General features: G+C 72.3%; 20 protein-coding genes. 4 read left to right on the top strand and 16 right to left on the bottom strand.

Annotation, left to right across the window (positions count from 1 at the left end; genetic code table 11):
• Positions 1-46: 46 nt before the first annotated feature.
• The gene (locus tag ACIBJF_RS16875) at positions 47-2,632 is read left to right on the top strand and encodes a bifunctional FO biosynthesis protein CofGH (protein WP_399174454.1); all 2,586 of its coding nucleotides are present in this window, start codon (positions 47-49) and stop codon (positions 2,630-2,632) included.
• Positions 2,633-2,691: 59 nt separating this feature from the next.
• Positions 2,692-3,255: a hypothetical protein gene (locus ACIBJF_RS16870; protein WP_399174453.1), complete on the top strand. Its 564-nt coding sequence runs from the start codon at positions 2,692-2,694 to the stop codon at positions 3,253-3,255.
• On the opposite strand, the gene ACIBJF_RS16865 is transcribed toward ACIBJF_RS16870, so the two are convergent.
• Together ACIBJF_RS16865 and ACIBJF_RS16860 are read right to left on the bottom strand one after the other, a co-directional pair.
• Entirely contained in the window at positions 3,248-3,757 is a 510-nt protein-coding gene (locus ACIBJF_RS16865) for a DUF2165 domain-containing protein (RefSeq protein WP_399174452.1), read from the bottom strand. The two genes, ACIBJF_RS16870 and ACIBJF_RS16865, sit on opposite strands and share 8 nt — an antisense overlap.
• Before the next feature lie 233 nt (positions 3,758-3,990).
• Complete coding sequence (locus ACIBJF_RS16860; RefSeq protein ID WP_399174451.1) at positions 3,991-4,242, bottom strand: alpha/beta fold hydrolase; 252 nt, start codon at positions 4,240-4,242, stop codon at positions 3,991-3,993.
• A 47-nt stretch (positions 4,243-4,289) separates the two neighbouring features.
• On the opposite strand from ACIBJF_RS16860, the gene ACIBJF_RS16855 reads away from it, so the two are divergent.
• Together ACIBJF_RS16855 and ACIBJF_RS16850 are read left to right on the top strand one after the other, a co-directional pair.
• Positions 4,290-4,757, top strand: a complete 468-nt coding sequence (locus ACIBJF_RS16855) for a TetR/AcrR family transcriptional regulator C-terminal domain-containing protein (protein WP_399174539.1) — start codon at positions 4,290-4,292, stop codon at positions 4,755-4,757.
• Positions 4,758-4,864: 107 nt separating this feature from the next.
• Positions 4,865-5,980: an ADP-ribosylglycohydrolase family protein gene (locus ACIBJF_RS16850; protein WP_399174450.1), complete on the top strand. Its 1,116-nt coding sequence runs from the start codon at positions 4,865-4,867 to the stop codon at positions 5,978-5,980.
• Between the two features lie 56 nt (positions 5,981-6,036).
• Here ACIBJF_RS16850 and ACIBJF_RS16845 read toward each other — a convergent pair whose 3' ends face one another.
• The 14 genes from ACIBJF_RS16845 to ACIBJF_RS16780 all read right to left on the bottom strand — a co-directional run bounded on the left by ACIBJF_RS16845 (position 6,037) and on the right by ACIBJF_RS16780 (position 21,590).
• Complete coding sequence (locus ACIBJF_RS16845; RefSeq protein WP_399174449.1) at positions 6,037-7,398, bottom strand: hypothetical protein; 1,362 nt, start codon at positions 7,396-7,398, stop codon at positions 6,037-6,039.
• Positions 7,395-8,159 (bottom strand): SDR family oxidoreductase, encoded by a 765-nt coding sequence (locus ACIBJF_RS16840; protein ID WP_399174448.1) that lies wholly within the window; start codon positions 8,157-8,159, stop codon positions 7,395-7,397. The genes ACIBJF_RS16845 and ACIBJF_RS16840 overlap by 4 nt, the downstream gene beginning before the upstream one ends.
• The gene (locus ACIBJF_RS16835) at positions 8,156-9,430 is read right to left on the bottom strand and encodes an MFS transporter (protein ID WP_399174447.1); all 1,275 of its coding nucleotides are present in this window, start codon (positions 9,428-9,430) and stop codon (positions 8,156-8,158) included. The genes ACIBJF_RS16840 and ACIBJF_RS16835 overlap by 4 nt, the downstream gene beginning before the upstream one ends.
• A 26-nt stretch (positions 9,431-9,456) precedes the next feature.
• Positions 9,457-10,704 (bottom strand): ATP-grasp domain-containing protein, encoded by a 1,248-nt coding sequence (locus ACIBJF_RS16830; RefSeq protein ID WP_399174446.1) that lies wholly within the window; start codon positions 10,702-10,704, stop codon positions 9,457-9,459.
• Positions 10,705-10,839: 135 nt separating this feature from the next.
• A complete protein-coding gene (locus ACIBJF_RS16825; protein WP_399174445.1) occupies positions 10,840-11,802 on the bottom strand; it encodes a TauD/TfdA family dioxygenase in 963 nt (320 codons plus the stop codon).
• An 11-nt stretch (positions 11,803-11,813) separates the two neighbouring features.
• Positions 11,814-13,076, bottom strand: a complete 1,263-nt coding sequence (locus ACIBJF_RS16820; protein WP_399174444.1) for an ATP-grasp domain-containing protein — start codon at positions 13,074-13,076, stop codon at positions 11,814-11,816.
• Positions 13,073-13,936, bottom strand: a complete 864-nt coding sequence (locus ACIBJF_RS16815; protein ID WP_399174443.1) for an aldo/keto reductase — start codon at positions 13,934-13,936, stop codon at positions 13,073-13,075. Before ACIBJF_RS16815 ends, ACIBJF_RS16820 begins: the two co-directional genes overlap by 4 nt.
• A gap of 31 nt (positions 13,937-13,967) precedes the next feature.
• Positions 13,968-14,945 carry a quinone oxidoreductase family protein gene (locus ACIBJF_RS16810; RefSeq protein ID WP_399174442.1) on the bottom strand — a complete coding sequence of 326 codons (978 nt, stop codon included), beginning with the start codon at positions 14,943-14,945 and terminating at the stop codon, positions 13,968-13,970.
• Positions 14,945-15,928 carry a branched-chain amino acid transaminase gene (locus ACIBJF_RS16805; protein ID WP_399174441.1) on the bottom strand — a complete coding sequence of 328 codons (984 nt, stop codon included), beginning with the start codon at positions 15,926-15,928 and terminating at the stop codon, positions 14,945-14,947. The genes ACIBJF_RS16810 and ACIBJF_RS16805 overlap by 1 nt, the downstream gene beginning before the upstream one ends.
• Positions 15,925-16,617 (bottom strand): HAD family hydrolase, encoded by a 693-nt coding sequence (locus ACIBJF_RS16800; RefSeq protein ID WP_399174440.1) that lies wholly within the window; start codon positions 16,615-16,617, stop codon positions 15,925-15,927. The genes ACIBJF_RS16805 and ACIBJF_RS16800 overlap by 4 nt, the downstream gene beginning before the upstream one ends.
• 4 nt (positions 16,618-16,621) lie before the next feature.
• Positions 16,622-17,944: a D-arabinono-1,4-lactone oxidase gene (locus ACIBJF_RS16795; RefSeq protein ID WP_399174439.1), complete on the bottom strand. Its 1,323-nt coding sequence runs from the start codon at positions 17,942-17,944 to the stop codon at positions 16,622-16,624.
• Positions 17,941-18,903: a dTDP-4-dehydrorhamnose reductase gene (gene rfbD / locus ACIBJF_RS16790; protein WP_399174438.1), complete on the bottom strand. Its 963-nt coding sequence runs from the start codon at positions 18,901-18,903 to the stop codon at positions 17,941-17,943. Before rfbD ends, ACIBJF_RS16795 begins: the two co-directional genes overlap by 4 nt.
• Entirely contained in the window at positions 18,903-19,577 is a 675-nt protein-coding gene (locus tag ACIBJF_RS16785; RefSeq protein ID WP_399174437.1) for an RraA family protein, read from the bottom strand. Before ACIBJF_RS16785 ends, rfbD begins: the two co-directional genes overlap by 1 nt.
• A gap of 60 nt (positions 19,578-19,637) precedes the next feature.
• The gene (locus tag ACIBJF_RS16780; RefSeq protein WP_399174436.1) at positions 19,638-21,590 is read right to left on the bottom strand and encodes a transketolase C-terminal domain-containing protein; all 1,953 of its coding nucleotides are present in this window, start codon (positions 21,588-21,590) and stop codon (positions 19,638-19,640) included.
• Positions 21,591-21,603 lie beyond the last annotated feature (13 nt).

The following is a 21,603-nucleotide window of genomic DNA, read 5'->3' as shown; positions in this document are numbered from 1 at the left end:
GGGTGGGAGCCGTCTTCCGGAATCATCCCGAACGTATGCTCAAAGGATGACGACTTCCGCGACCTCCGGAACCGGACCGACCGAGAACTCCATGCGTCGCGCCCTCAAACGCGCCCGGGACGGCGTCGCCCTCGACGTCTCCGAGGCGGCGGTGCTGCTCCAGGCCCGCGGCGAGGCCCTGACCGACCTCGCCGCGTCCGCCGCCCGGGTGCGCGACGCGGGTCTCGAACAGGCGGGCCGTCCCGGCGTCATCACGTACTCGAAGAGCGTCTTCATCCCCCTCACCCGGCTGTGCCGGGACAAGTGCCACTACTGCACCTTCGTCACCGTCCCCGGCAAGCTGCGCCGGGCCGGCCACGGGATGTTCATGTCCCCGGACGAGGTGCTGGACATCGCCCGCAAGGGCGCCGCCCTCGGCTGCAAGGAAGCCCTGATCACCCTCGGCGACAAGCCGGAGGACCGCTGGCCCGAGGCGCGCGAGTGGCTCGACGCGCACGGGTACGACGACACCATCGCCTACGTGCGCGCCGTCTCCATCCGCATCCTGGAGGAGACGGGCCTGCTGCCCCACCTCAACCCCGGCGTGATGACCTGGACGGACTTCCAGCGCCTCAAGCCGGTCGCCCCCTCCATGGGCATGATGCTGGAGACGACCGCGACCCGGCTGTGGTCCGAGCCCGGCGGCCCCCACCACGGCTCCCCGGACAAGGAGCCCGCCGTACGGCTGCGCGTCCTGGAGGACGCCGGCCGCTCCTCCGTGCCCTTCACCTCCGGCCTGCTCATCGGCATCGGGGAGACGTACGAGGAGCGCGCCGAGTCCCTCTTCGCGCTGCGCAAGGTCTCCCGGGCCTACCACGGCATCCAGGAGCTGATCATCCAGAACTTCCGCGCCAAGCCGGACACGGCGATGCGCGGCATGCCGGACGCCGAACTGGACGACCTGGTGGCCACGGTGGCCGTCGCCCGCCACATCATGGGCCCGTCCGCCTGCCTCCAGGCCCCGCCGAACCTGGTCGACTCCGAGTACGAGCGGCTGATCGGCGCGGGCATCGACGACTGGGGCGGGGTGTCGCCCCTGACCATCGACCACGTCAACCCCGAACGCCCCTGGCCGCAGATCGAGGAACTCACCGAACGCTCCCGGGCGGCCGGTTTCGAACTCCGCGAACGCCTCTGCGTCTACCCGGAGTTCGTGCGCCGCGGCGAGCCCTGGCTGGACCCGCGGCTGCGCCCGCACGTGAGCGCGCTGGCCGACCCGGAGACGGGCCTGGCCCTCCCGGACGCGACCGTCGAGGGACACCCGTGGCAGGAGCCGGAGGAGGCCTTCGTCCCGACCGGCCGCACGGACCTGCACCGCACGATCGACACCGAGGGCCGCGGCGCCGACCGGCGCGACGACTTCGACGAGGTGTACGGCGACTGGGAGGCGCTGCGCGAGGCGGCCGCCCCCGGCATGACGCCGGAGCGCATCGACACGGACGTTCGCCAGGCGCTGGCGACGGCGGCCGACGACCCGACGAAGCTGACCGACGCCGAGGCCCTGGCGCTGCTGCACGCGGACGGCCCGGCGCTGGACGCGTTGTGCCGGGTGGCCGACGACGTGCGCAGGTCGGCCGTCGGCGACGACGTGACGTACATCGTCACCCGCAACATCAACTTCACCAACGTCTGCTACACCGGCTGCCGCTTCTGCGCCTTCGCCCAGCGCCGCACGGACGCCGACGCGTACACCCTGTCGCTGGAGCAGGTCGCCGACCGCGCCCAGCAGGCCTGGGACGTGGGCGCGGTGGAGGTGTGCATGCAGGGCGGCATCCACCCGGACCTGCCGGGCACGGCGTACTTCGGCATCGCGAAGGCGGTGAAGTCCCGCGTCCCCGGCATGCACGTGCACGCCTTCTCCCCGATGGAGGTGGTGAACGGCGCGACCCGGACGGGCATGTCGATCCGCGAGTGGCTTTCCGCCGCCAAGGAGTCCGGCCTGGACACCATCCCCGGCACGGCGGCGGAGATCCTGGACGACGAGGTCCGCTGGGTGCTGACCAAGGGCAAGCTGCCGACGGCCACCTGGATCGAGGTGGTGCGGACGGCCCACGAGCTGGGCATCCGTTCCTCCTCCACGATGATGTACGGCCACGTCGACCAGCCCCGCCACTGGCTGGGCCACCTGCGCACGCTGGCGCGGCTCCAGCGGGAGACGGGCGGCTTCACGGAGTTCGTCACCCTCCCCTTCATCCACACGAACGCACCGGTGTACCTCGCGGGCATCGCCCGCCCCGGTCCGTCCACCCGCGACAACCGCGCGGTGACGGCGATGGCCCGTCTCCTTCTCCACCCCTGGATCCCGAACATCCAGACAAGCTGGGTGAAACTGGGCATGGAGGGTGCGGCGGAGATGCTCCGCTCGGGAGCGAACGACCTGGGCGGAACCCTGATGGAGGAGACGATCTCCCGCATGGCGGGCTCCTCCTACGGCTCGTACAAGTCGGTCCGCGACCTGGTCGCCGTGGCGGAGGCGGCCGGTCGCCCCGCGAAACCGCGCACCACGCTCTACGGCGAGGTGCCCAAGGAGCGGCAGCGGGCGGCCGAGGCCTCCGACGGCCACCTGCCCGAGCTGCTGCCCGTCCTGGACTGAGTACGATGATCCGACCCCCGATCTGAGGCGGGGCCCCGTAGCGGAGGAGATGCGTACCCGTGGCTGCCCGACTGCCCTCCTGGGCCTGGGTCACCGGCCTGACGGCAGGCGCGACCGCGGCCGTCGTCGCCCTCGCCGTACAGGCGGACCACGGGCCGCGTCCCGTGGCCGCCGTGGCCAAGCCGAGCCCGTCGGCGTCGGCGAGCGCCCACGGCTCCGCCGCGCCGCACTCCCCGGCCCCGCCAGCGCTGCCGGACGCGTCGGGCGAGGGCCGCCGGATCGTGTACTCGCTCGGCGAGAAGCGGGTGTGGCTGGTCGACGCGACCGGCAAGGCGACCCGGACGTTCACGGTGTGGCCGGGCACGGTGAGCCCGCAGCCCGGCCGCTACTCGATCACCCTGCGCGGGGAGCCAGGCAAGGGCTCGGACGGCGTGGAGATCGAGCACGTCATGTACTTCACCAAGGTGCAGGGCGTGAACATAGCCTTCTCCAACGCCCTGGACGGCTCCTCGCCGCCCCCGGCGGACGGCAAGAAGCTGGGCGGCATCCGTACGCACAAGGCCGACGGAGCCGCGCTGTGGTCCTTCGGCGATCAGGGCACCAGGGTCTCGGTCGTCAAGTAGTGGCTTCCCGGCGGGCGGGCAGCTGGTTGACGATCAGTGCGACCCCGCTCAGCAGGAACACCCGGGTGGCGGCATCCAGTCCGTTCCACGTCTTGGACTGCCACATCGCGAACCACTCACCGCCGATCGCGATGAACCCGGCGCCGAACAGCAGCACCAGCATCAGCAGCCCGTAGGTGGAGACGCGGCGGGCGAGGTCGTCGTCCCCGCGCCGTGCCCAGAGCCAGGTCCCCCAGATCAGCACCAGGGCCGCCACCGTCTCCCACACGATGATGAGGACGTACGCGGTGTCCTGGAGGCCGGTGCTGGTGACGGCCCGCCACATGAGGTCGTCGTCCCCGAACGTCGTGTCCATCGCCAGCACATGCCGGACGAACTGCTGGTTCGTCCCGAAGTCGGTGATGTTCCCGAGGGCGACCAGGGTGATGTAGAGGGCGAGTATGCCGGTGAGCACACCGGCGGCCAGGCCGAGACCGGTGTGACGTGGGGGGTTGGTGGTCATGGCGGAATTCTCCCCTGCCAAGGCCCCGGTTATCGCGTGGTCATTGCGCCAGATTGAGAGGGCGGGCCGACGGACGGCGTGATGAACGGGCCGCTTTCCGCGCCGACTTGGATGTAGCCCGAGGATGACCAGCTCGGCCGGCGGGCGGCGCCGCGCCCGTAAGCCGGTTCGCCGGGGTGGCGCGGACCAACTCGCCGGACCGGGCCGGCCGGCCCGGTGCTGTCTTTCCGTCCTCAGCGCCCCACCGCCTCCCCGGTCACCACCGGCCGCACCTTGGTCAGCATCAGGTCCAGGAACTGGTCGGGGTGCCGGAAGGACGCGAAGTGGCTCGCGCCACGGATCAGGGCGAAGTCCTTCACCGGAGCGGTGACTTCGTCGTGGAAGCGGCGGGCCGGCTGCGGCGGGGTGAGGACGTCGCTTTCGCCCTGGAAGGCGAAGAAGGGGAACTGGAAGGCGGTGCCCTCGGCGTACTCGTCGATCGTCATCGCCTGGGGGCCCAGGGACTCGGAGAAGGTCTGCGCCTTCAGAGGCCATCCTCGCCGAGGTCCCCGACCTCTCCGCCGCCCGGGGCGACTGGCGCGCCGGGACACGGCTGTGGGCCCGCCGCTGCCTGGACCTCTACCGGGCCCACCCCTGGGCCCTCGCCGCCACCGCGATGCGCCGCCAGGTCATGGGCCCCCACCAGCTCGGCTGGCTGGACGCTGCGCACGCGGCCCTGGAGCCGACCGGGCTGCCGGCGGCCCAGCGGCACCAGGTGTTCGTCCTGGTCGTCGGACTGGTGCGCAGCCTCGCCCAGCAAACGGCCGACTTCGACGCGGACGAGGACCGGGAGTGGAACCGCCTCACCGGCGAGGTGCTCGAACGCCACGCGGCCCGGTTCCCGGCCCTGACCCGGGCCATCGCCGACGGCGCCTTCGAGCCGACCGGCGTCGACCCGCTCGACTTCGGGCTGGACCGGATCCTCGACGGTGTCGAAGCGCTCATGGCCGGGCGGGAATGACGCGGGAATGACCCCCTGGGGGATGATTTGCCCCCGTGAACGGACCGTTCCCCGTCGATTACAGTGCTGAGCGTCGTACGGACGGACGGCGCCGTGAGGAGGTCTGAGTGAGTGCGACAGCCGGCGCCGTCTGGGGCCGATCCGAGCAGCAGGACTTCCGCAGCCGGGTGCGCGGCACCCTGCTCGGGGTCGCCGTGGGCGACGCGCTCGGCGGACCCGCCGATCCGCTGTCCCTGGAGGAGATCCGGGCCACGTACGGCCCCGAGGGCCTGCTCGACCTGGCCTTCGGGCACGGGCGGCGCGGCACCGTCACCCATCACACCCAGCTCACCCTGTTCAGCGTGGACGGGCTGATCAGGGCCCAGGTCCGCCGGGACACCGGCGCCTGGCATCCGCCGACCGATCTGCACCGGGCGTACCGGCGCTGGGCGGCCACCCAGCGGGACTGGGGGCCCGACGAGCGCCGCAAGGACGACGGCTGGCTGGCCCGTGAGGAGTGGCTGTACGCCCGCCGCGATCCGAGCCGGGCGCTGCTCGTCGGGTTCGGCGACGACGCCATGGGCACGCTGGAGTCACCGAAGAACCCCGGCGAGCTGGGACCGGAGGCGGTGGCCCGGTCCGCGCCCTTCGGGCTGCTGGTCGGCTGGGAGCCGCAGCTCGTCGCACAGCTCGCGGTGGAGTGCGCCGCGCAGAGCCACGGGCACCCCCTCGCCTACCTGTCGGCGGGCGCGTACGCCGTGATCGTGCATGCGCTGGCCCGGGGCGAGAGCCTGGACGCCGCCGTGCAGCGGGCCCTCGCCCTGCTCGCCGCCCGGCCCGGCCACCAGCCCGTCTCGGACGCCCTGCAGCATGCCCTCGGGGCCGTACGGCAGGGCATCCCGAGCCCGCCGCGGGTGGAGGAACTGGCCGGCGACGGCACGGCGGACGGGCTGCTGGCGGCGTCGGTGTACTGCGCGCTGGTGGGGGAGGACGTCCGGCACGGCCTGTGCCTGGCGGTGAACCAGGGCGGCCCCTCGGCGGCGGCCGGCGCCCTCACCGGCGGCCTCCTCGGCGCCCTCCACGGCGAAACGGCCCTCCCCCCGGCCTGGGTGGCGGAGCTGGAGGGCCGCCCGACGGTACTGGAACTCGCCGACGACTTCGCGATGGAGATGACCCAGGGCCCGGCGCTGCACGGCCCGGCGGGCTCTTCACCGGGGTGGCTGGCCCGGTATCCGCGGGCCTGAGCCGCACCTGCGCGGGACACCGGCCTGAGTCCGGCCTCCGTCCACGCGCCGCCCGTTCACCCCGCCGGGTACTGGAAGACCCCCGAGGTGCGGCACAGCGGGTTCGTGCCCATGTTCACGATCTCTCCGGACCCCACCGGAACCGCTCTGATGTGGCCGCCCGCGTGCCCGTGCGGCGTGAGGAACGCGTCCCAGACCGCGATCCAGTCCTCGGTCCGCCCGGTCCGCGGATCCAGGACCGGCTCGCCGCGCGGCACCACCCTGCGCTGGACCACGTAGCCGTTGTCGCGGCAGTCGAGGAGCCGTTCCTTCCACTCCTGTTCGCCGCACTCCCAGCCGGCGACGATGCCGGCGCCGCCGAAGTCGCCCCGCGGTTTGAGGATCAGCTGCTCGCGCCACTCCCGGCAGTGCTCGAGCAGGTCCACGGTGGTGCCCTCGACCTGAGTGGGACCGTCCGTCAGCACGCGGGTCCACGGCAGCACCCGGTCGATCAGCGCCGCCTCGGAAGCGGAGAACGCCTCGCGGTGCAGCGGGTCGGAGAGCAGGGCCAGAGTGCCCTTGTTGCCGTAGAGGAAGCTCTCCAGCGGGGTGTAGAGCACCGTGCCGCCGGCCCGGTGCGCCCGGTACACCGGATCCACGGCGGCCTCCCCCTCCGGGGTGGCACACAGCTGGTCCACGGAGAAGTAGCGCAGGACGAGGTCCACGGGGGTGCCGTCGAGGTGCAGCTTGCCGCCGCGCTCCCGCACCTGGCCGAGCTCCCCGATCCGCAGGTCGACGCCGAGCCGGTGCATCATCTCCTGGAAGGAGCGGACCAGATGCAGGTACGGGGCGAGGCCGCCGTCGGCCTCCAGCAGGGCGATGACCGGGGCGTCCCCGTTCGCCACGGGCGCGGCCGCCTCGCGCAGGACACCGGCGATCACCTCGCCGGTGTGGATGTAGCGGAGCCGGTGCTCGTCGGCGAACGCGGCGAAGGCGTCGACCTCCAGCAGGCAGCGGCTGAGTTCGGCGCGGTCGGTGCCGCCCAGCTGGCTGCCGAGGTTCAGCTCCAGAAGCTTCAACGAGTCGCCGTCGTGGTACATGTCGGCGCGCCCGTGCAGGGGTGGCGGGCCCCCGCCGAGGCGCCGCATGAAGGCGGCTTTGCGGGCGTCGATGCCCAACGCCTCGCAGAACCGGCCGAGATCGCCGCCGAAGAGGCGCTGCGGCAGCGAGGTCAGCAGCCCGAAGAGGTCCGTCAGGTCGCCGTGGATCGCGTTCATCTCGTCCTCGGCGGCGAACATCGGCCGGGGGAGCAGCCGGTGGGCGCAGGACGCGGCGAGCGCGGGCGGCAGCGCGGACACGGACTGTGCCACGGCGTGCCGCAGCGCACTGTCCTCGGGGGCGCTCGCCTTCAGATAGGCGCGGGTGACGTGGTCGGTCATGAGCGCTCCCCGAAGACCGGTCCGCGGTGCAGCTTGTGCTGGGCGGCCTGGGCGAGGGGCCGGACCACGAGCCGGTCGACGTTGACGTGCTGAGGCAGACCGACCGCCCACTGCACGCACTCGGCGACGTCCTCGGCGGTCAGCGGCCGGTCCACGCCCGCGTACACGGCCGCGGCTCGTTCGGCGTCCCCGCGGTAGCGGTTGAGGGCGAACTCCTCGGTGCGCACCATGCCGGGAGCGATCTCGACGACCCGGACGGGCTCGCCGGACAGTTCGAGGCGGAGCGTCTCGGCGAGGGCGTGCGCGGCGTGCTTGACCGCGCTGTAGCTGCCGCCGCCCTCGTAGTTGACGAAGGCCGCGGTGGAGGTGAGGGCGACCACGGTCCCGCCGTCCCCGCCGCGCAGCAGCGGCAGCAGCGCCTGCGTCATGTGCAGCGACCCCATGACGTTGACCTCGAAGCCGTGCCGCCAGTCCTCGGGGTCGCTGTCCGCCGCGTGCTCGGAGCCGAAGGCGCCGCCCGCGTTGTTCACCAGGACGTCGCACCGCTCCAGGGTCGCGGCGAACTCCCGTACGGCCGCCCGGTCGGTGATGTCGAGCGGATACGCCTCCCCGCCGGTCTCCAGGGCGAGTGAGCGCAGCCGGTCGGCGCGGCGGGCGACGGCGAGAACGTGGTAGCCCTCCTTGGCCAGCCGCCGCGCGGTCGCGGCGCCGATGCCGCTGCTGGCACCGGTCACGACCGCGGTCGCTGTCGTCGTCTTCACTGGGATGCACCTTCGGGCCAGTTGCGCATGGTGCGCAAGGGGGACAGATAGATGGGGATCCAGACCACGGCGAGGCCGACGGCGCCGACCCAGAGAGCGGCGCGAGCGCCGGCGAACTCGCCGATCGCCCCGGCGAGTGCCGAACCGATCGCCAGGGCTCCGGTGAGGACGAACCGCATGGTGGCGTTCATCCGCCCGAGCAGCCCGTCGGGGGTGCACCGCTGCCTGAAGCTCACCTGGATGACGTTGTTGACGCCGACCCGGAAGGTGGTGAGCAGCCAGCCCAGGACGGCCGGCCACAGGCCCCAGCCGCTGCTCGCCAGCGGCACCAGGAAGCCGAACGGGGCGACGACGAGCCCGACGATCCACAGCGTGCGGCCCTGGCCGACTCGCGGGCCGATCCGCTTCGCCGCCCGCGAGCCGAGCAGGACGCCGAGGCCGCCCACGGCCAGATAGAGCCCCAGGACGCCTTCCGAGAAGCCGAGATCGTGCACGAACAGCACCGGCAGCATCGTGACGCTCACCTGGATGGACAGGTTGTTGCAGGCACTGGCCAGGGCGATGGGGCGCAGCACCGGGTGGCCGACGACGAAGACCAGGCCCTCCTTGATCTCCTTGACCAGTCTCTTGTCCGGCCCCCGCACGGGGGTGGGTTCCGGCTTGCGGATGGTCGTCAGCCACGCAGCCGACCAGAGGTAGCCGCACGCGTTCACCAGGAGGGCCGCCGGGGCCGAGATCAGCTGCACCAGAAGGCCTCCGGCGCTGCGCCCGGCGATCTGGTTGAGGGCGTCCATGCCGACCAGCGTCGCGTTGGCGGCCGGCAGCTGCTCGCGGCCGACCAGGGCCGGCAGGAAGCTCTGCTCGCCGACATCGGCGAACACCGTGGCCACACCGTTCAGCAGGACGACGGCGTACAGCTGTCCGATGCCGAGGTGCCCGGTCAGCCAGGCGGCCGGGACGGAGGCGAGCAGCAGCCCGCGCGCCACATCCGCGGCGATCATCACCTTGCGCCGCCGCACCCGGTCCACCCAGGCCCCGGCGGGCAGGCCGATGAGCAGGAAGGACAGCGTGCTGAGGGTGGCGAGCAGACCGACCTGCCCGGCGTCGGCGTGCAGAGTGGTGACGGCCAGCAGGGGGATGGCGACGTAGCCGATCTGGGTGCCGAGCTTTCCTGCCGCCGCGGCGGTGATGAACCGCCGGAACTGGCGGTCGCGCATCAGCGGCGGCGGGGCGGCAGGCTCGGTGTCCCGGGGCGTGTCCAAGGTTGTCATGTCGTCTCTCCTAGGTGGCCTTCGGGTCACCCGATGTGGAAGCGGATCTGCTCGATCACGCGCGCGCACTTGGCCGAGGCGTCGGCGGCGTCCCGGCCGGTCGCGATGACGTAGCCCGAGCTGCAGTCCTTGACCGACCGCAGCGCCGGTACGACATCGCCGACGTGCTTGGACAGGACGACGGCCACGTCGGCTTCCCTGGTCCCGGCCAGCATCGGGACGATGTTTCCGCGGGCACCACCCGGCGGGACCTGCAGCACCAGGGCGTCCACCTCGTCCAGGCCCGTGATGGCCGTGATGGTGCCCGGGTCCGGGGTGAAGAAGCGGATCGCCGCGCCGCCGGTCGGGCGGGGCGAGGTCTGCGGCAGCTCCTCGAAGCCGAGCTGGACGGCGAGGAACATGCGGTAGAGGTCGGCGCCGGTGGCCCGGCGGACGAGGTCCGGCGCGCCGCTGCCGGCGAAGCGGTTGTGCGACTCCAGCACCCGCGGACCGTCCGCGGTGAGGATGAACTCGCTGTGCGCGGGCCCGTCGGTGAGACCGACGATGTCCAGCAGACGGCCCACGAGCTCGGTGAGTTCGGCCCGCCAGGGCTCGGCGAGCGGACTGGGGGTGCGCACCTCCCACTCCACGAAGAGGTCGTTCATCTGGTACTCGGACATGCCGAACACGATGTGACGGCCGCGGTGGGAGAAGGTGTCCACGCTGACCACGGGGCCGTCGAGGAACTCCTCGGCGATGGCGTTGCGATGACCGGCCTCCGCCAGCGTCTTCCAGGCGGTGGTGGCCTCGTCCGGTGTGTGCGCGACATGGATCTGGATGCTGGCGACCCCGTCCGAGGGCTTGATGACGACGGGACCGTCGACGGAGCGGGCGAACTCCGCCGCCTCCTCCGCGCTGGTGAGCACCGCGTGGCGGACCGGGCTGACACCGTGCTCGGCGAGCAGCCTGCGGGTGATCGCCTTGTCCTTCAGCGCGCGGGCGGTGAAGGCGCTGGTCCCGGGGATGCCGAGGGCGTCGGCCACCTCGCCGGCCGCGATGGCGGCTTCCTCGGTGGCCGACAGAACCCGGTCGAAGGGCTTTTCCTCGTGCAGCGGGCGGAGGACGGCGAGAATCGACTCGCTGTCATCGATCTTCGCGTGGACTATCTGTGCGCAGTGGTCGGCGAACTCCTCCTCGTATTTCCCCGCTTCGTGGACGAGGACGATCTCGACCCCGAATTCCCGTGCGGTGCTGACAGGTTGTGGCTTTCCGCCGACAAGGACGACTCGAGGCATGGGTGTTCTCCGTTCGGGAATGCGCGGAAGAGACTGTGATGACAGTGGCACGGGGCCGGGCGCGGGCCGATGCGTCCGGCGGTGTCCGGATGTGGCACGGCCACAAGGTGATTCCGGCAGAGCGGGACGTATCGCTCAGCTGGCGTAGCAGCGGCGGAGCCACCGCGCCTCGGCCTCGTTCTCCGCCGGGGTGAAGGCCTGCCTGCGGTGCAGCACGCGGTAGTTGTCGAAGGCCAGGAACTGTCCCGGGGCGAGCACGGGCTGCCAGCAGGGCGCGCCCGGCAGGGTCTCGACCCAGGTCGCGAGGGCGTCGGCGGCCTGCGGGGTGACGGCGCTCGTGGTGCCGTGGTCGAAGCGGACGCGCAGGCCGGCGGCGCGGCGTTCCAGGACCGCGGCCTCGGTGAGAGTGAGCCGGCGCCCGTCCGCCGTGACGTCGTTGGAGTCGGGTGCGGCGATCTCGAAGGCGGTCGAGGACAGCACCCGCCCCGTCTCCGGCGGCAGCCGGTCGACTGCGGCCTCGACGGACATGATCTCGGTGGGCACCTGTTCGGCGTTGCGCATCACGCAGAAGGTGAGATAGCGCGGAATGTAGGGACGCGGATCGGAGCCCGGATCACCGAACGGCAGATGCGGATTGTCGGTGTGCCAGAAGAATTCGGAGTCCGATCCCCAGGAACTGGTCTTCCCCGCGGCCACGGGATTCGGGACGACATTCCTGATCAGCTTGCCCGAGTTCTCGTACTCGACCGCGAACGGCGTGAGGCCGAGCAGCTGGACGAGGCCCAGATGCAGGGTGTTGGTGACGGCGAGATCCGCCTCGCCGCCGAATCCCGACACGGGCGTCCTGGGCACCTCCTGCTGGGGAAGGTTGTCCAGCAGCAGGGCGTGCGCGCCCGATCCCGTGAAGTCCTTCACGGTCGTCAGGATCTCCGGGGGCAGCAGCCTCTCCAGCGCATGGGCCCCGATCCGGGCCAGGATCGCCGCGTCGTGGTCCGGATCGAAGTCGGCTGCGGACAGCCGCGCGGCGATCTCCTTGCCCAGCAGGTCACGGATCCCGTCGTCGAGACGGTGCTCGTGCAGACGTATGTGCGCGCTCATGAACTCCTCCGTCAGGGCTTGGTCTCGAGCCGGACCATGCGCACCATCTCGGCGAAGACGGCGTCGAGCCGGTCCGTGCCGTCCACCGTGAAGATCAGGTGGCCGTGGCTCTGGAAGGTGTGCGGCGGGACGTCGAGGAAGTCGCCCGGCTCGCGGTAGATCTGGATCTCGTCCACCCGGTCGTCCGCGCCGGCCCGCTCGAGCCCGCTGACCGTGGTGAGCACCCCGGGCCGCTCGGGGAAGATGTTCCAGAAGCCGACGGCCCGCGGTTCGGGCAGCGGCCGGACGTCGGGGCTGCGGCCGGTCGCCAGGTCGAGGACCGCCTCCACCATGTCCACGCCGGTGCTCAACTGGACGGAACGGCAGATGGGCCCGCCGCCCAGCCGGGCGGCCGCCTCCAGGATCACCGGCTCCTCGCCGCGCAGCCGGAACTCCACATGGGTGCCGCCGGTGTGGATGCCCAGCGCCCGGTGCGCCGCCGCGGTGGCCTTTGCCAGCCGCGCCACGATGTGCGGGGCCAGACGGGTGGGCGTGCAGGCGTACACCTCCTCGAACGTCGGCCCGGTGGGCAGCGGCTTGTCGTGCACCGCGATGACACGCGTCTCGCCGTCCGACACCAGTGACTCGACGCTGACCTCGGCGCCGGGGACGAACTCCTCCAGCAGCAGGGCGCCTTCGTACAGCCGGTACGTCTCGTCGTACAGCGGGTCCCATTCGAAGCCCTCCCAGGCGCCCCGGCGGGTCTCCTCGAACCAGCGGTCGAGCTCCGCCTCGCTGTCGACGCTGCGCACATACATGCTGCCGCTGCCGATGAAGGGCTTGAGGACCAGCGGGTAGCCGATCCGGGCGGCCTCGGTCCTCGCCTCCTGAAGGGTGCGCGCCAGGCCGTAACGCGGCTGTGCCACACCGCCGGCCCGGGCGATCGCCTCGCGCATGGCGAACTTGTCGCGCGCGAGATACGCCGTCCGCTCGCTCACCGAGGGCAGCCCCAGGTCGGCGGCCACCCGTGCGGCCATGGGCACGCCGCTGTCGATGAAGGTGACGACGGCGCGGATCGGCTCCTCCTCGCTCGCCTGCAGTTCCTTCACGGCGGCCGTGGTCTCGGCGAGGTCGGAGGTGTCGGCGAGGGCGACCCGGTCGACGTACTCCGTTTCCCAGGTCGGGTCCTTCATGACGAGCAGCAGCTTCTCGCCGTGCTCGGCGGCGTAACTGCGGGCACGGGCGAGGTGCCGGCGGCGGCTCAGGTTCTTCTTGTGCAGGATGACAATGCTCATGTCCGTTCCTTTCCGGCCACGGCGGACAGCCGTGCGAACTGCTCGTCGGTGAGCTCGATCCGGGCGGCCGCGGTGTTCTCCTCCAGATGCGCGATCGAGCTCGTGCCCGGGATCGGCAGCACCACGGGGGAGCGGCGCAGCAGCCAGGCCAGCGACACCTGGGCGGGGGTGGCCCCGAGTTCGGCCGCGACCTCGGCGAGTACGCCGTCGGCGGTGGCGTGGGCGCCGCGGGCGATCGGCAGCCACGGGATGAAGGCGATGCCTTCGCGTTCGCAGTAGTCGATGACGTCGTCGTCGGTGCGCTCGGTGAGGTTGTAGAGGTTCTGCACGCTGACGACCTCGACCTCGCGCCGTGCCTGCTCCAACTGCTCGACGCCGACCTGGGAGAGCCCGATGTGGCGGATCTTGCCCTCGTCCTGGAGCTGTTTCAGCGCGCCCAGCTGCTCGGTGACCGGCACCTTCGGGTCGATCCGGTGCAGCTGGAACAGGTCGATCCGCTCCAGCCGCAGCCTGCGCAGGCTCAACTCGGCCTGCTGGCACAGATATTCGGGGCGCCCCAGCGGAATCCACTGACCGGGCGCGGGACGGCTCTGGCCGGCCTTGGTGGCGATGACCAGGTCCTGCGGGTACGGGTGGAGCGCCTCGGCCAGCAGTTCCTCGCTGGTCCCGGGGCCGTAGGAGTCCGCGGTGTCGATGAAGGTGATGCCGAGTTCGACGGCGCGCCGCGCGACCTTGAGGGCACCGGGCACATCGGCCGGCGGACCCCAGATTCCCGGCCCGGTGAGGCGCATCGCGCCGAATCCGAGGCGGTCGACGGTCAGGTCGCCGCCGATGGTGAGGGTGGTGGTGGGGGACGTCATCCCCGGCTCCTTTCGCGGTGGTGGTCAGGTGTCAGAGCGTCAGCAGGAGCTTGCCGATGGAGCGTCTGCCCTCGAGGTCGGCATGGGCCCGGGCGGCGTCCTCCAGGGGCCGGACGGAACCGATGTGCGGCGTGAGGGCGCCGGACGCCACCAGACGCAGGACGTCGGCGGCGCGTCCGGTCAGCTCCTCGCGCGAGGCGATGTGGTGGTCGAGGTTGGGGCGGGTGACGCGCAGCGAGCCGCCCTGGTTGAGCCGGCCGAGGTCGAACGGGGGCACGGGGCCGCCCGCCTGCCCGTACAGCACGAGGGTGCCGCGCGGGCGCAGGGCGGCCAGGGACCCGTCGAAGGTGGGGGCGCCGATGCCGTCGTAGACCGCGGCCACCCCGGCGCCGCCCGTCAGGGCGGACACGGCGGAGGCGACGCCGGCTGGGTCCAGGGTGTCGTAGCGGATCACCTCGTCGGCGCCGGCCGCCCGGGCCCGTTCCTCCTTCGCGGCGGAGGAGACGGTGCCGATCACCCGGCCGCCGAGCAGCTTGATCCACTGGGTGAGCAGCAGGCCCATGCCCCCGGCGGCGGCGTGCACGAGAATCGTCTCGCCGGGGCGGACGGCATGGCTGTCGTGCACCAGGTAGTGCGCCGTCATGCCGTGCAGCAGGACGGCGGCGGCCGTGTGCGGGGAGACGCCCTCGGGGATCGGTACGACGCGTTCGGCGGGGACCACGGCGAGTTCGGCGTATGCGCCGGGGAGGTTGACCCAGCCGACGCGGTCGCCGATGCGCGGGCCGGTCACCGCGGGACCGGCCGCCAGGACCCGGCCCACGGCCTCCTGCCCCGGCACGTAGGGCAGCGCCACCGGATAGCGGCCGGCGCGGAAGTGCGCGTCGATGAAGTTGACGCCGGCCGCCTCGACGGCGATCAGCACTTCGCCGGGGCCCGGCCTGGGGTCGGGCAGCGCGGCGGGGGTCAGCACGTCGGGTCCGCCGTGCCTGAGGACCGAGATCGCGCGCATCAGGGCCGGACCTCCGTGAGCCAGTCCGGGTGCGCCCGCGACTCGCCGCGGACCAGCCGGGTGTAGGCGGCCTCCAGTCGCCGGGTGACCGGTCCGGGGGTGCCGTCGCCGACCCGCAGCCCGTCCACGGTGGTGACCGGGAGGATCTCCCAGGCGGTCCCCATGAAGAAGACCTCGTCGGCGAGGTAGAGCTCGCTGCGGTCCACCTCGCGCTCGACCACCGGGACACCGAGGTCGTTCAGGAGTTCCAGCGCGGTGGCGCGGGTGATGCTCTCGAGGACGCCGCTGGTGAGCGAGGGCGTGATCACGGTGCCGCCCCGGACCAGGGCGATGCAGGCACCCGGCCCCTCGGCGACCTTGTGGCGCTCGTTGAGCAGGATCGGCCAGTCGTGGCCGTTCTCCCGCGCCTCCATCAGGGCGAGACGGCCGTTGTGGTAGTTCGAGAACGCCTTGACCCTGGGGGGCGTGGAGGCGTCGCTCACCCGCAACCAGGAGCTGACCGCCGCCCGGCAGCCGCGCTCCTTGTTGAGCCCGCTACGGAAGGGCCAGGTGTCGACGACCACTTCGCATTCCGTGCCCGCGGGCACCATCTGCTCGCGGATGATGCCCGTGGGGAAGGCCCAGGGACGGATGTAGGCGTCGGTGCGGTAGCCGTTGGCCCGTACGACCTCCAGCACGGCGGCCCGCAGCTCCTCGCGCCCGTACGGCAGGCTCAGCCGGCAGATCCGGGCCGACTGCCAGAGCCGGTCCAGGTGCTCGTCCAGACGGAAGAGCAGCAACCGCTCACCGTCCGCGGCCAGATAGGCCTTGATGCCCTCGAAGACGGCGGCGACCGAGGCGTGGCCGACCGCGTTCACATGGATCGTGGCCTGCTCCCAGGGGACCAGTGCGCCGTTGCGCCAGATCCACTCGGGCACGTCCTGGCCCGGGCTGGCCAGAGTGTCCAGCTCGGCCCGGACGGCGGGCTGAAGGGTGGCGGTCATCGCGGCGGACGTCCTTTCATCGGGTCGGGCAGGGGGGAGCCGGGCAGGGGGAAGCGGTCGAAGGAGAAGTCGGCCAGGGAGGGCAGGACCTGGACGGCCTCGGTGAGCGCTGCCGCGTCGCCGGCCGCCGAGGGCACCGCCACGCAGGCCACGCCCGCCGCCCGCGCGGCCCGTACCCCGGTCGGTGAGTCCTCGAAGGCACACACCTCCTCGGCGGGCAGGCCGGTCTGCCGCAGCGCGCGCAGGTACAGGTCCGGGGCGGGCTTGTGACGCTCCACCAGGTCCCCGGTGACCAGGTCGGCGAAGAACCGCCGCACCCCGAGGCGGACCAGGTGCGGTTCCACCCAGTCGCGCGGCGAACTCGACACCACGAGGGCCGGAACGCCCCGCAGTTGCGCCTGCTCCAGCAGCCGGGCCACACCGGGCCGCAGTGGTGCGGCCCGGCACAGCTCCGTCTTCTTCCGCAGCCGCCGCGCCCGGGTGCCCGGGTCGACCGGACGGCCGAGCCGCCGCCCGAGATCGGCCAGCGCGACCTGCTCACCGTCCGAGCGCCCCTGCATCCGCCGCCAGACCGCATGCGGGAAGGCGAGGCCGTACGACGCGTACAGCAGCGACCAGGAGCGGCGGGCGGCGTCCTCGGTGTCGCAGATCAGCCCGTCGAAGTCCAGGAACAGCGCCTGCGGTGTCATGGCGTCACCCGTTTCCGGCCGGCACCCGCACCGGGCCCAGCATCCGGCGCAGATAGTCGTTGGTGAACCGGCCCTCGGGATCCAGCTCGGCGCGCACCCGCTGGAAGGTCTCCCACTCGGGATAGCGCGGGGCGAGGACCTGTGCGGTGGCGGTGTGCGCCTTGCCCCAGTGCGGGCGGGCACCGTGCCCCCGCAGGACGTGCTCGATCGTGCGCAGCAACTCCAGATAGGGCGCCATGCGCGGCACGGTGAGGTTGAGGTATCCGACCGGGCCGGCGCCGTGGGCGGGGCTGAGCGGGGAGTCGTCCCCGGCACCGACCCGGCCGAGCACCGAGTACGGCGAGTGGAGTCCGGACCGGCGCAGGGCCGGCCGCAGTTCGCGCAGCGCGTCCGGGACGTTCTCCAGCGGCAGGCAGTGCTCCAGCGCGATGAACCGTACGGGCTGGGGGAAGGTGAAGACCCGGTGACCGGCGCCCGTGAACTCCTCCGTCGCGCCGCCGCCGAAGAGCCCGGACAGCCGGGGCACCGCGGCCGACGAGAACCGCCCGGCATGGCCCAGCACACCGCACCACAGCTCGCCGAGGGTGATGCCGTACCGCTTGCGGTCGCCGGCCCGGGTGGCGGGCTCCCGCGTACGGTGCATGGACCGGGTGCCCGCCCGGTCGCTCCACGGCTGCCAGGAGAAGGTGACGTGGTCCGCGCTGTGCGCCCAGCTGTCGAAGCGCTCCAGCAACGCGTCCAGCGGCTCGCTGCCCTCGGCGACCCGCAGGTTGAACGCGGGCACACAGCGCAGGGTGACGGTGGAGACGACCCCGAGCGCCCCGAGCCCGGTACGGGCCGCGCGCAGCAACTCCGGCTCGCGGTCGCGGTCCAGGGTGCGTGGCTTGCCGTCCGCGTCGACCAGGGTCATCGCCAGGATCTCCCCGGACAGCGGGGGGTGGGCGATGCCGGTGCCGTGGTTGCCGGTGGATATGGCGCCGGCGACGGTCTGCCCGCCGAGGGTGCCCACGTTCGGCAGCGCCAGGCCCTGCCGGTGCAGCGCCTCGGTGAGGTCGTCCAGGAGGGTGCCGGCCCGCACGGTCACGGAGGGGGTGGCGTGGTCGACCGAGACGATGCCGGTGTAGCGGGTCAGGTCGGCGAGGACACCGTCGGTGGTGGCCAGCGGATTGAACGAGTGGCCGGTGCCGGCCGCCCGGAGGACGAGGTCCTCACGGGCGGCCAGCCGGACGGCATCGGCGATGCCGTCCTCGGTGGTCGGGGTGACCAGATGCCGGGGGGTACATCTGTCCAGGCCCGACCAGGTCTTCCAGGTCGGTCGTGCGCTCATCCGAGTGCGTCCTTGGTGGGTTCGGTCGATGGGCCGGCCACCGCGGCTGCGGCTGCCGCCGTCGTCCCGGCGTCCGGAGCGCCGAGGGCATCGAGATATCTGCGCAGGGCGTCGCGCCAGTGCGGCATGTGCAGCCCGAGGTCGGCCAGCCGGCCGGTATGCAGGGAGGAGTCGACCGGACGGGCACCGAGGAAGCCGCACTCGTCGAGGGCGACCGGCTCGGGCGCGCCGGGCGGCCGCAGCAGGGCCTGGATCGCGCGCCCCACCTCGTACCAGCTCGCCGTCCCCGTGTTGGCCACGTGAAGGGTGCCGGTGACCGGCTGGTCCCGGGTGAGCAGGAAGACGATCGCCCGGGCCAGGTCCACGGTGTACGTGGGCCTGCTGTACTGGTCGTGGACGAGCCGGGCCGTCTCGCCCCGCCCCAGCCGCCGAACCGTGTCCAGGACGGTGTCCACCCGCTCGTCGGTGCCGCCGAAGAGCCAGGAGGTCCGGACGGCCAGGTGGTCCGGGACCAGCTCGCTGATCCGCTCGCCCGCCACCTTGGTCAGTCCGTAGACGCTCACCGGGTTGGGCAGGTCGTTCTCCCGGTAGCCGCCGGCGGGCGTGGCGCGCCCGTCGAAGACGTAGTCGCTGGAGATGTAGACCAGCCTGGCGCCGCTTCGACGGCAGGCCTCGGCGGCGTTGCGTACGCCCTCGATGTTGACGCGCAGCGCCAGCCGGGGGTCGAGTTCGCAGTCGTCGACGATGGCGTGGGCCGCGGTGTGCACGACGATGTCCGGGCGGAACCGTGCGACCGAAGCGTGCAGCGCGTCCGCGTCGGTGATGTCGAAGTCGGCGAGCGAGACCCCGTGCACCGGCCAGGCCGCGGTGACCGGGTCGGCCGCCAGGGCGGCGGTGAGGGCCCGGCCGAGCATCCCGTCGGCCCCCGTCAGATAGACCCGCCGGCTGCGCGTACCCATCACAGGTGACCGAACTCGGTGAGCAGCTCCTGCAGGGAGGCGCCCGAGTTGATCTTGTCGCGGATCAGCTTCTCCTTGCCGATCTGGAACCGGGTCTGCTCCAGCACCTGCTCGGCGTCGTCCCTCGGGACCACGGCGATGCCGTTCTCGTCGGCCACGACGATGTCACCGGGCTCGATGACCTGGCCGTCGATCACGACCGGGACGTTGAACTGCACGGGCTCGGTCCGGTCGTGGACCGCGCTGGGCGAGGGCCGGGGGACCGTGCTGCGGTACCAGACGGGGAAGTCCAGGTCGCGGATCTCGTCGACGTCGCGGATGGCGCCGTCGACGATGCCCGCGGCGATCCCGGCCTTCATCGAGAGGGTGGACATCAGCCCGCCCCACATCGCCGTCCGCTTGGTCTCGTGGCAGGCGACCACGATGACGTCACCCGGTTTCGCGCGGCTGAGCAGGGGCATGCAGTCGACCAGGTCGTCGATGGACAGCGCGACGGTGAGAGCGGGGCCGGCCACCTTCTGGTGCGGCTTGACCGGCAGCAGCCCGCCGATCGCGCCCGCACGGCCGCGCGCGTCGGTCACCAGGCAGCTGGGGCTGTACTCCGTGGTGACCTCGCGGAAGGCGTCGACCAGGTCCTGCGGAGGACGGGTGACGTCGTTGTAGACGGTCTTCATCTGGTTCTCTCCTGAATCTCTGTGTCTGTCCGGCCGGTCCGTCTCTCGGTCCGGTCCGGGTCAGTGGGCGCGCAGCGTGATGTCCACAGGGGAAGCGGCCGGTTGGGTGCCGCCGCGCACCTCGGCGCGGATCGTGGCGGCGAGCTGCTCGGCGTGCAGCCCGTGGGCCCGCAGCGCCTCCTCCTCGGTGCCGCACCGGGGCACCTCGGTGAGGCCGATGCCCCGGAACCGCGGCCGGCGCGGGCCGCCGAGCTCCATGAGGCAACGGGCGAGGGTGTCGGCCTGACCGCCCTTGGCGTAGTGGTTCTCCACGACCAGCAGGTGATCGGCGTCGGCGGAGAGCGAGGCCAGCCACTGTGGGTCGACCCGGTTGAGCCACGGCAGCTCGACCACGGTGAGCTCGATGCCCTCCGCCGCCAGTTCTTCCGCGGCGCGCAGCAGCTGCCCGAGGACCACCGGTCCCGAACCGACGGCCACGGTCCGGCCGCCTTCGCGCACGACACGGCCGCGGCCGGTGCGCAGCGGCTCCGCGCCCAGCGCGCTCACCTCGTCCGGGACCGCCGCGCTGACGAGGCGGAGATAGACGCTGTAGGGGCTGTCGAGGCAGTAGCGCACCGCGGCGCGCACCTCGTCGGCGTTGGCCGGCTCCAGAACGACCAGGTCCGGTATGGCGCCGACCGCGCTGACGTCCCGTACGGCCTGGTGCGAGTGGCCCGGGGCGGCCGGCAGCAGGCCGGCGAGCGAGCCGACGTACACCACCCGGCGGCCCTCGGTCGCGTTGTTGTAGATCTGCTCGTTGGGCCGGGCGTGCAGGAAGCAGGAGAACGAGTGGACGAAGGGCAGCAGGCCGCGTGAGGCGAGGCCGCCCGCCGCCGAGACCATGTCCTGCTCGGCGATGCCGAACTCGACGAAGCGTTCGGGGAAGTGCCGTGAGAACGGGATCAGTCCGGTGTCCAGCACCAGGTCCGCGTCGAGGGCGACGATGTCCTCGCGCTCGGCGGCGTGTGCCACCAGCGCCTCGCCGTAGACCTGGAACAGGCGGGGCCCGCCGGGTGCGGGCTCGGTCCTCGGCTCCTCCGGGACCAGGCGTACCGGGCCGAGCCCGGCCGCGGTGAGCAGGGCGTCGGCCGCAGCGGTCAGTTCGGCGTGGGCGGTCCGGTAGTGCGCCGCGGCCGGGGCACCGCTGTGGAAGAGGTAGCGCCACTCGTCCTCGCCGATCGAGGTCGCGGCGAAGGTGTCGCAGCCGGCGCCCTTGACGGTGTCGGCGATGATGACCGCCGGCCGGTCCGGGAAGGCCTCGGCCCGCTTGCGGAAGACGGCCTCCAGTTCCTGTGGGTCGTGACCGTCGACGCGCAGCGCGCCCCAGCCGAAGCTCTCGAACTTCGCCACCAGGTCACCGAGGTCGTTGACGTCGCTGACATAGGTGTCGGACTGGATCTTGTTGTGGTCGACGATCACGGTCAGCTCGCCCATGCCGCGGTGCGCGGCGCCGGCCAGGGCTTCCCAGTTCTGGCCCTCCTGGAGCTCGCCGTCGCCGGTCATCACGAAGACCCGGCGGCTCGCTCCCCGCAGCCGGTCCGCGAGGATCACCCCCTTGGCCTTGGAGATGCCCATGCCGAGGGAGCCGGTGTTGAAGGGCATGTGCGGGGTGTGCACATCGGGGTGTCCGGGCAGGCCGTCGATCCGGCGCAGCTTGTGGACGTACTCCTCCGGGAGTCGGCCGACACCGATGAGCGCGGCGTACAGGCCGGGGGCGTCGTGCCCCTTGGAGGAGAAGTAGAGGTCGCCGTCGTCCTCGAAGGGCCGGTCCATCTCGTTGAGGAAGAGGTGGCTCACGACGTCGGCGGCGCTGAAGCTGGAGCCGAGATGGCCCGAGCCGGCGCGCATCACCATGTAGAGGGTGTTGATCCTGGTCAGGGCCGAGAAGGCGGCGGCCCGGTCGTACGGATTCTCCATACCGGCGAGGACGCGGTCGAACTCCGCGACCTCCACTCGGCTGAGAGGGACGTCCATGGGTTTGACTCCC

This window comes from Streptomyces sp. NPDC050743, assembly GCF_044456925.1.
Classification (GTDB): Bacteria; Actinomycetota; Actinomycetes; order Streptomycetales; family Streptomycetaceae; genus Streptomyces.
The sequence above is the reverse complement of the archived record's forward strand: the minus strand, read 5'-3'. Positions and strand labels throughout refer to the sequence as shown.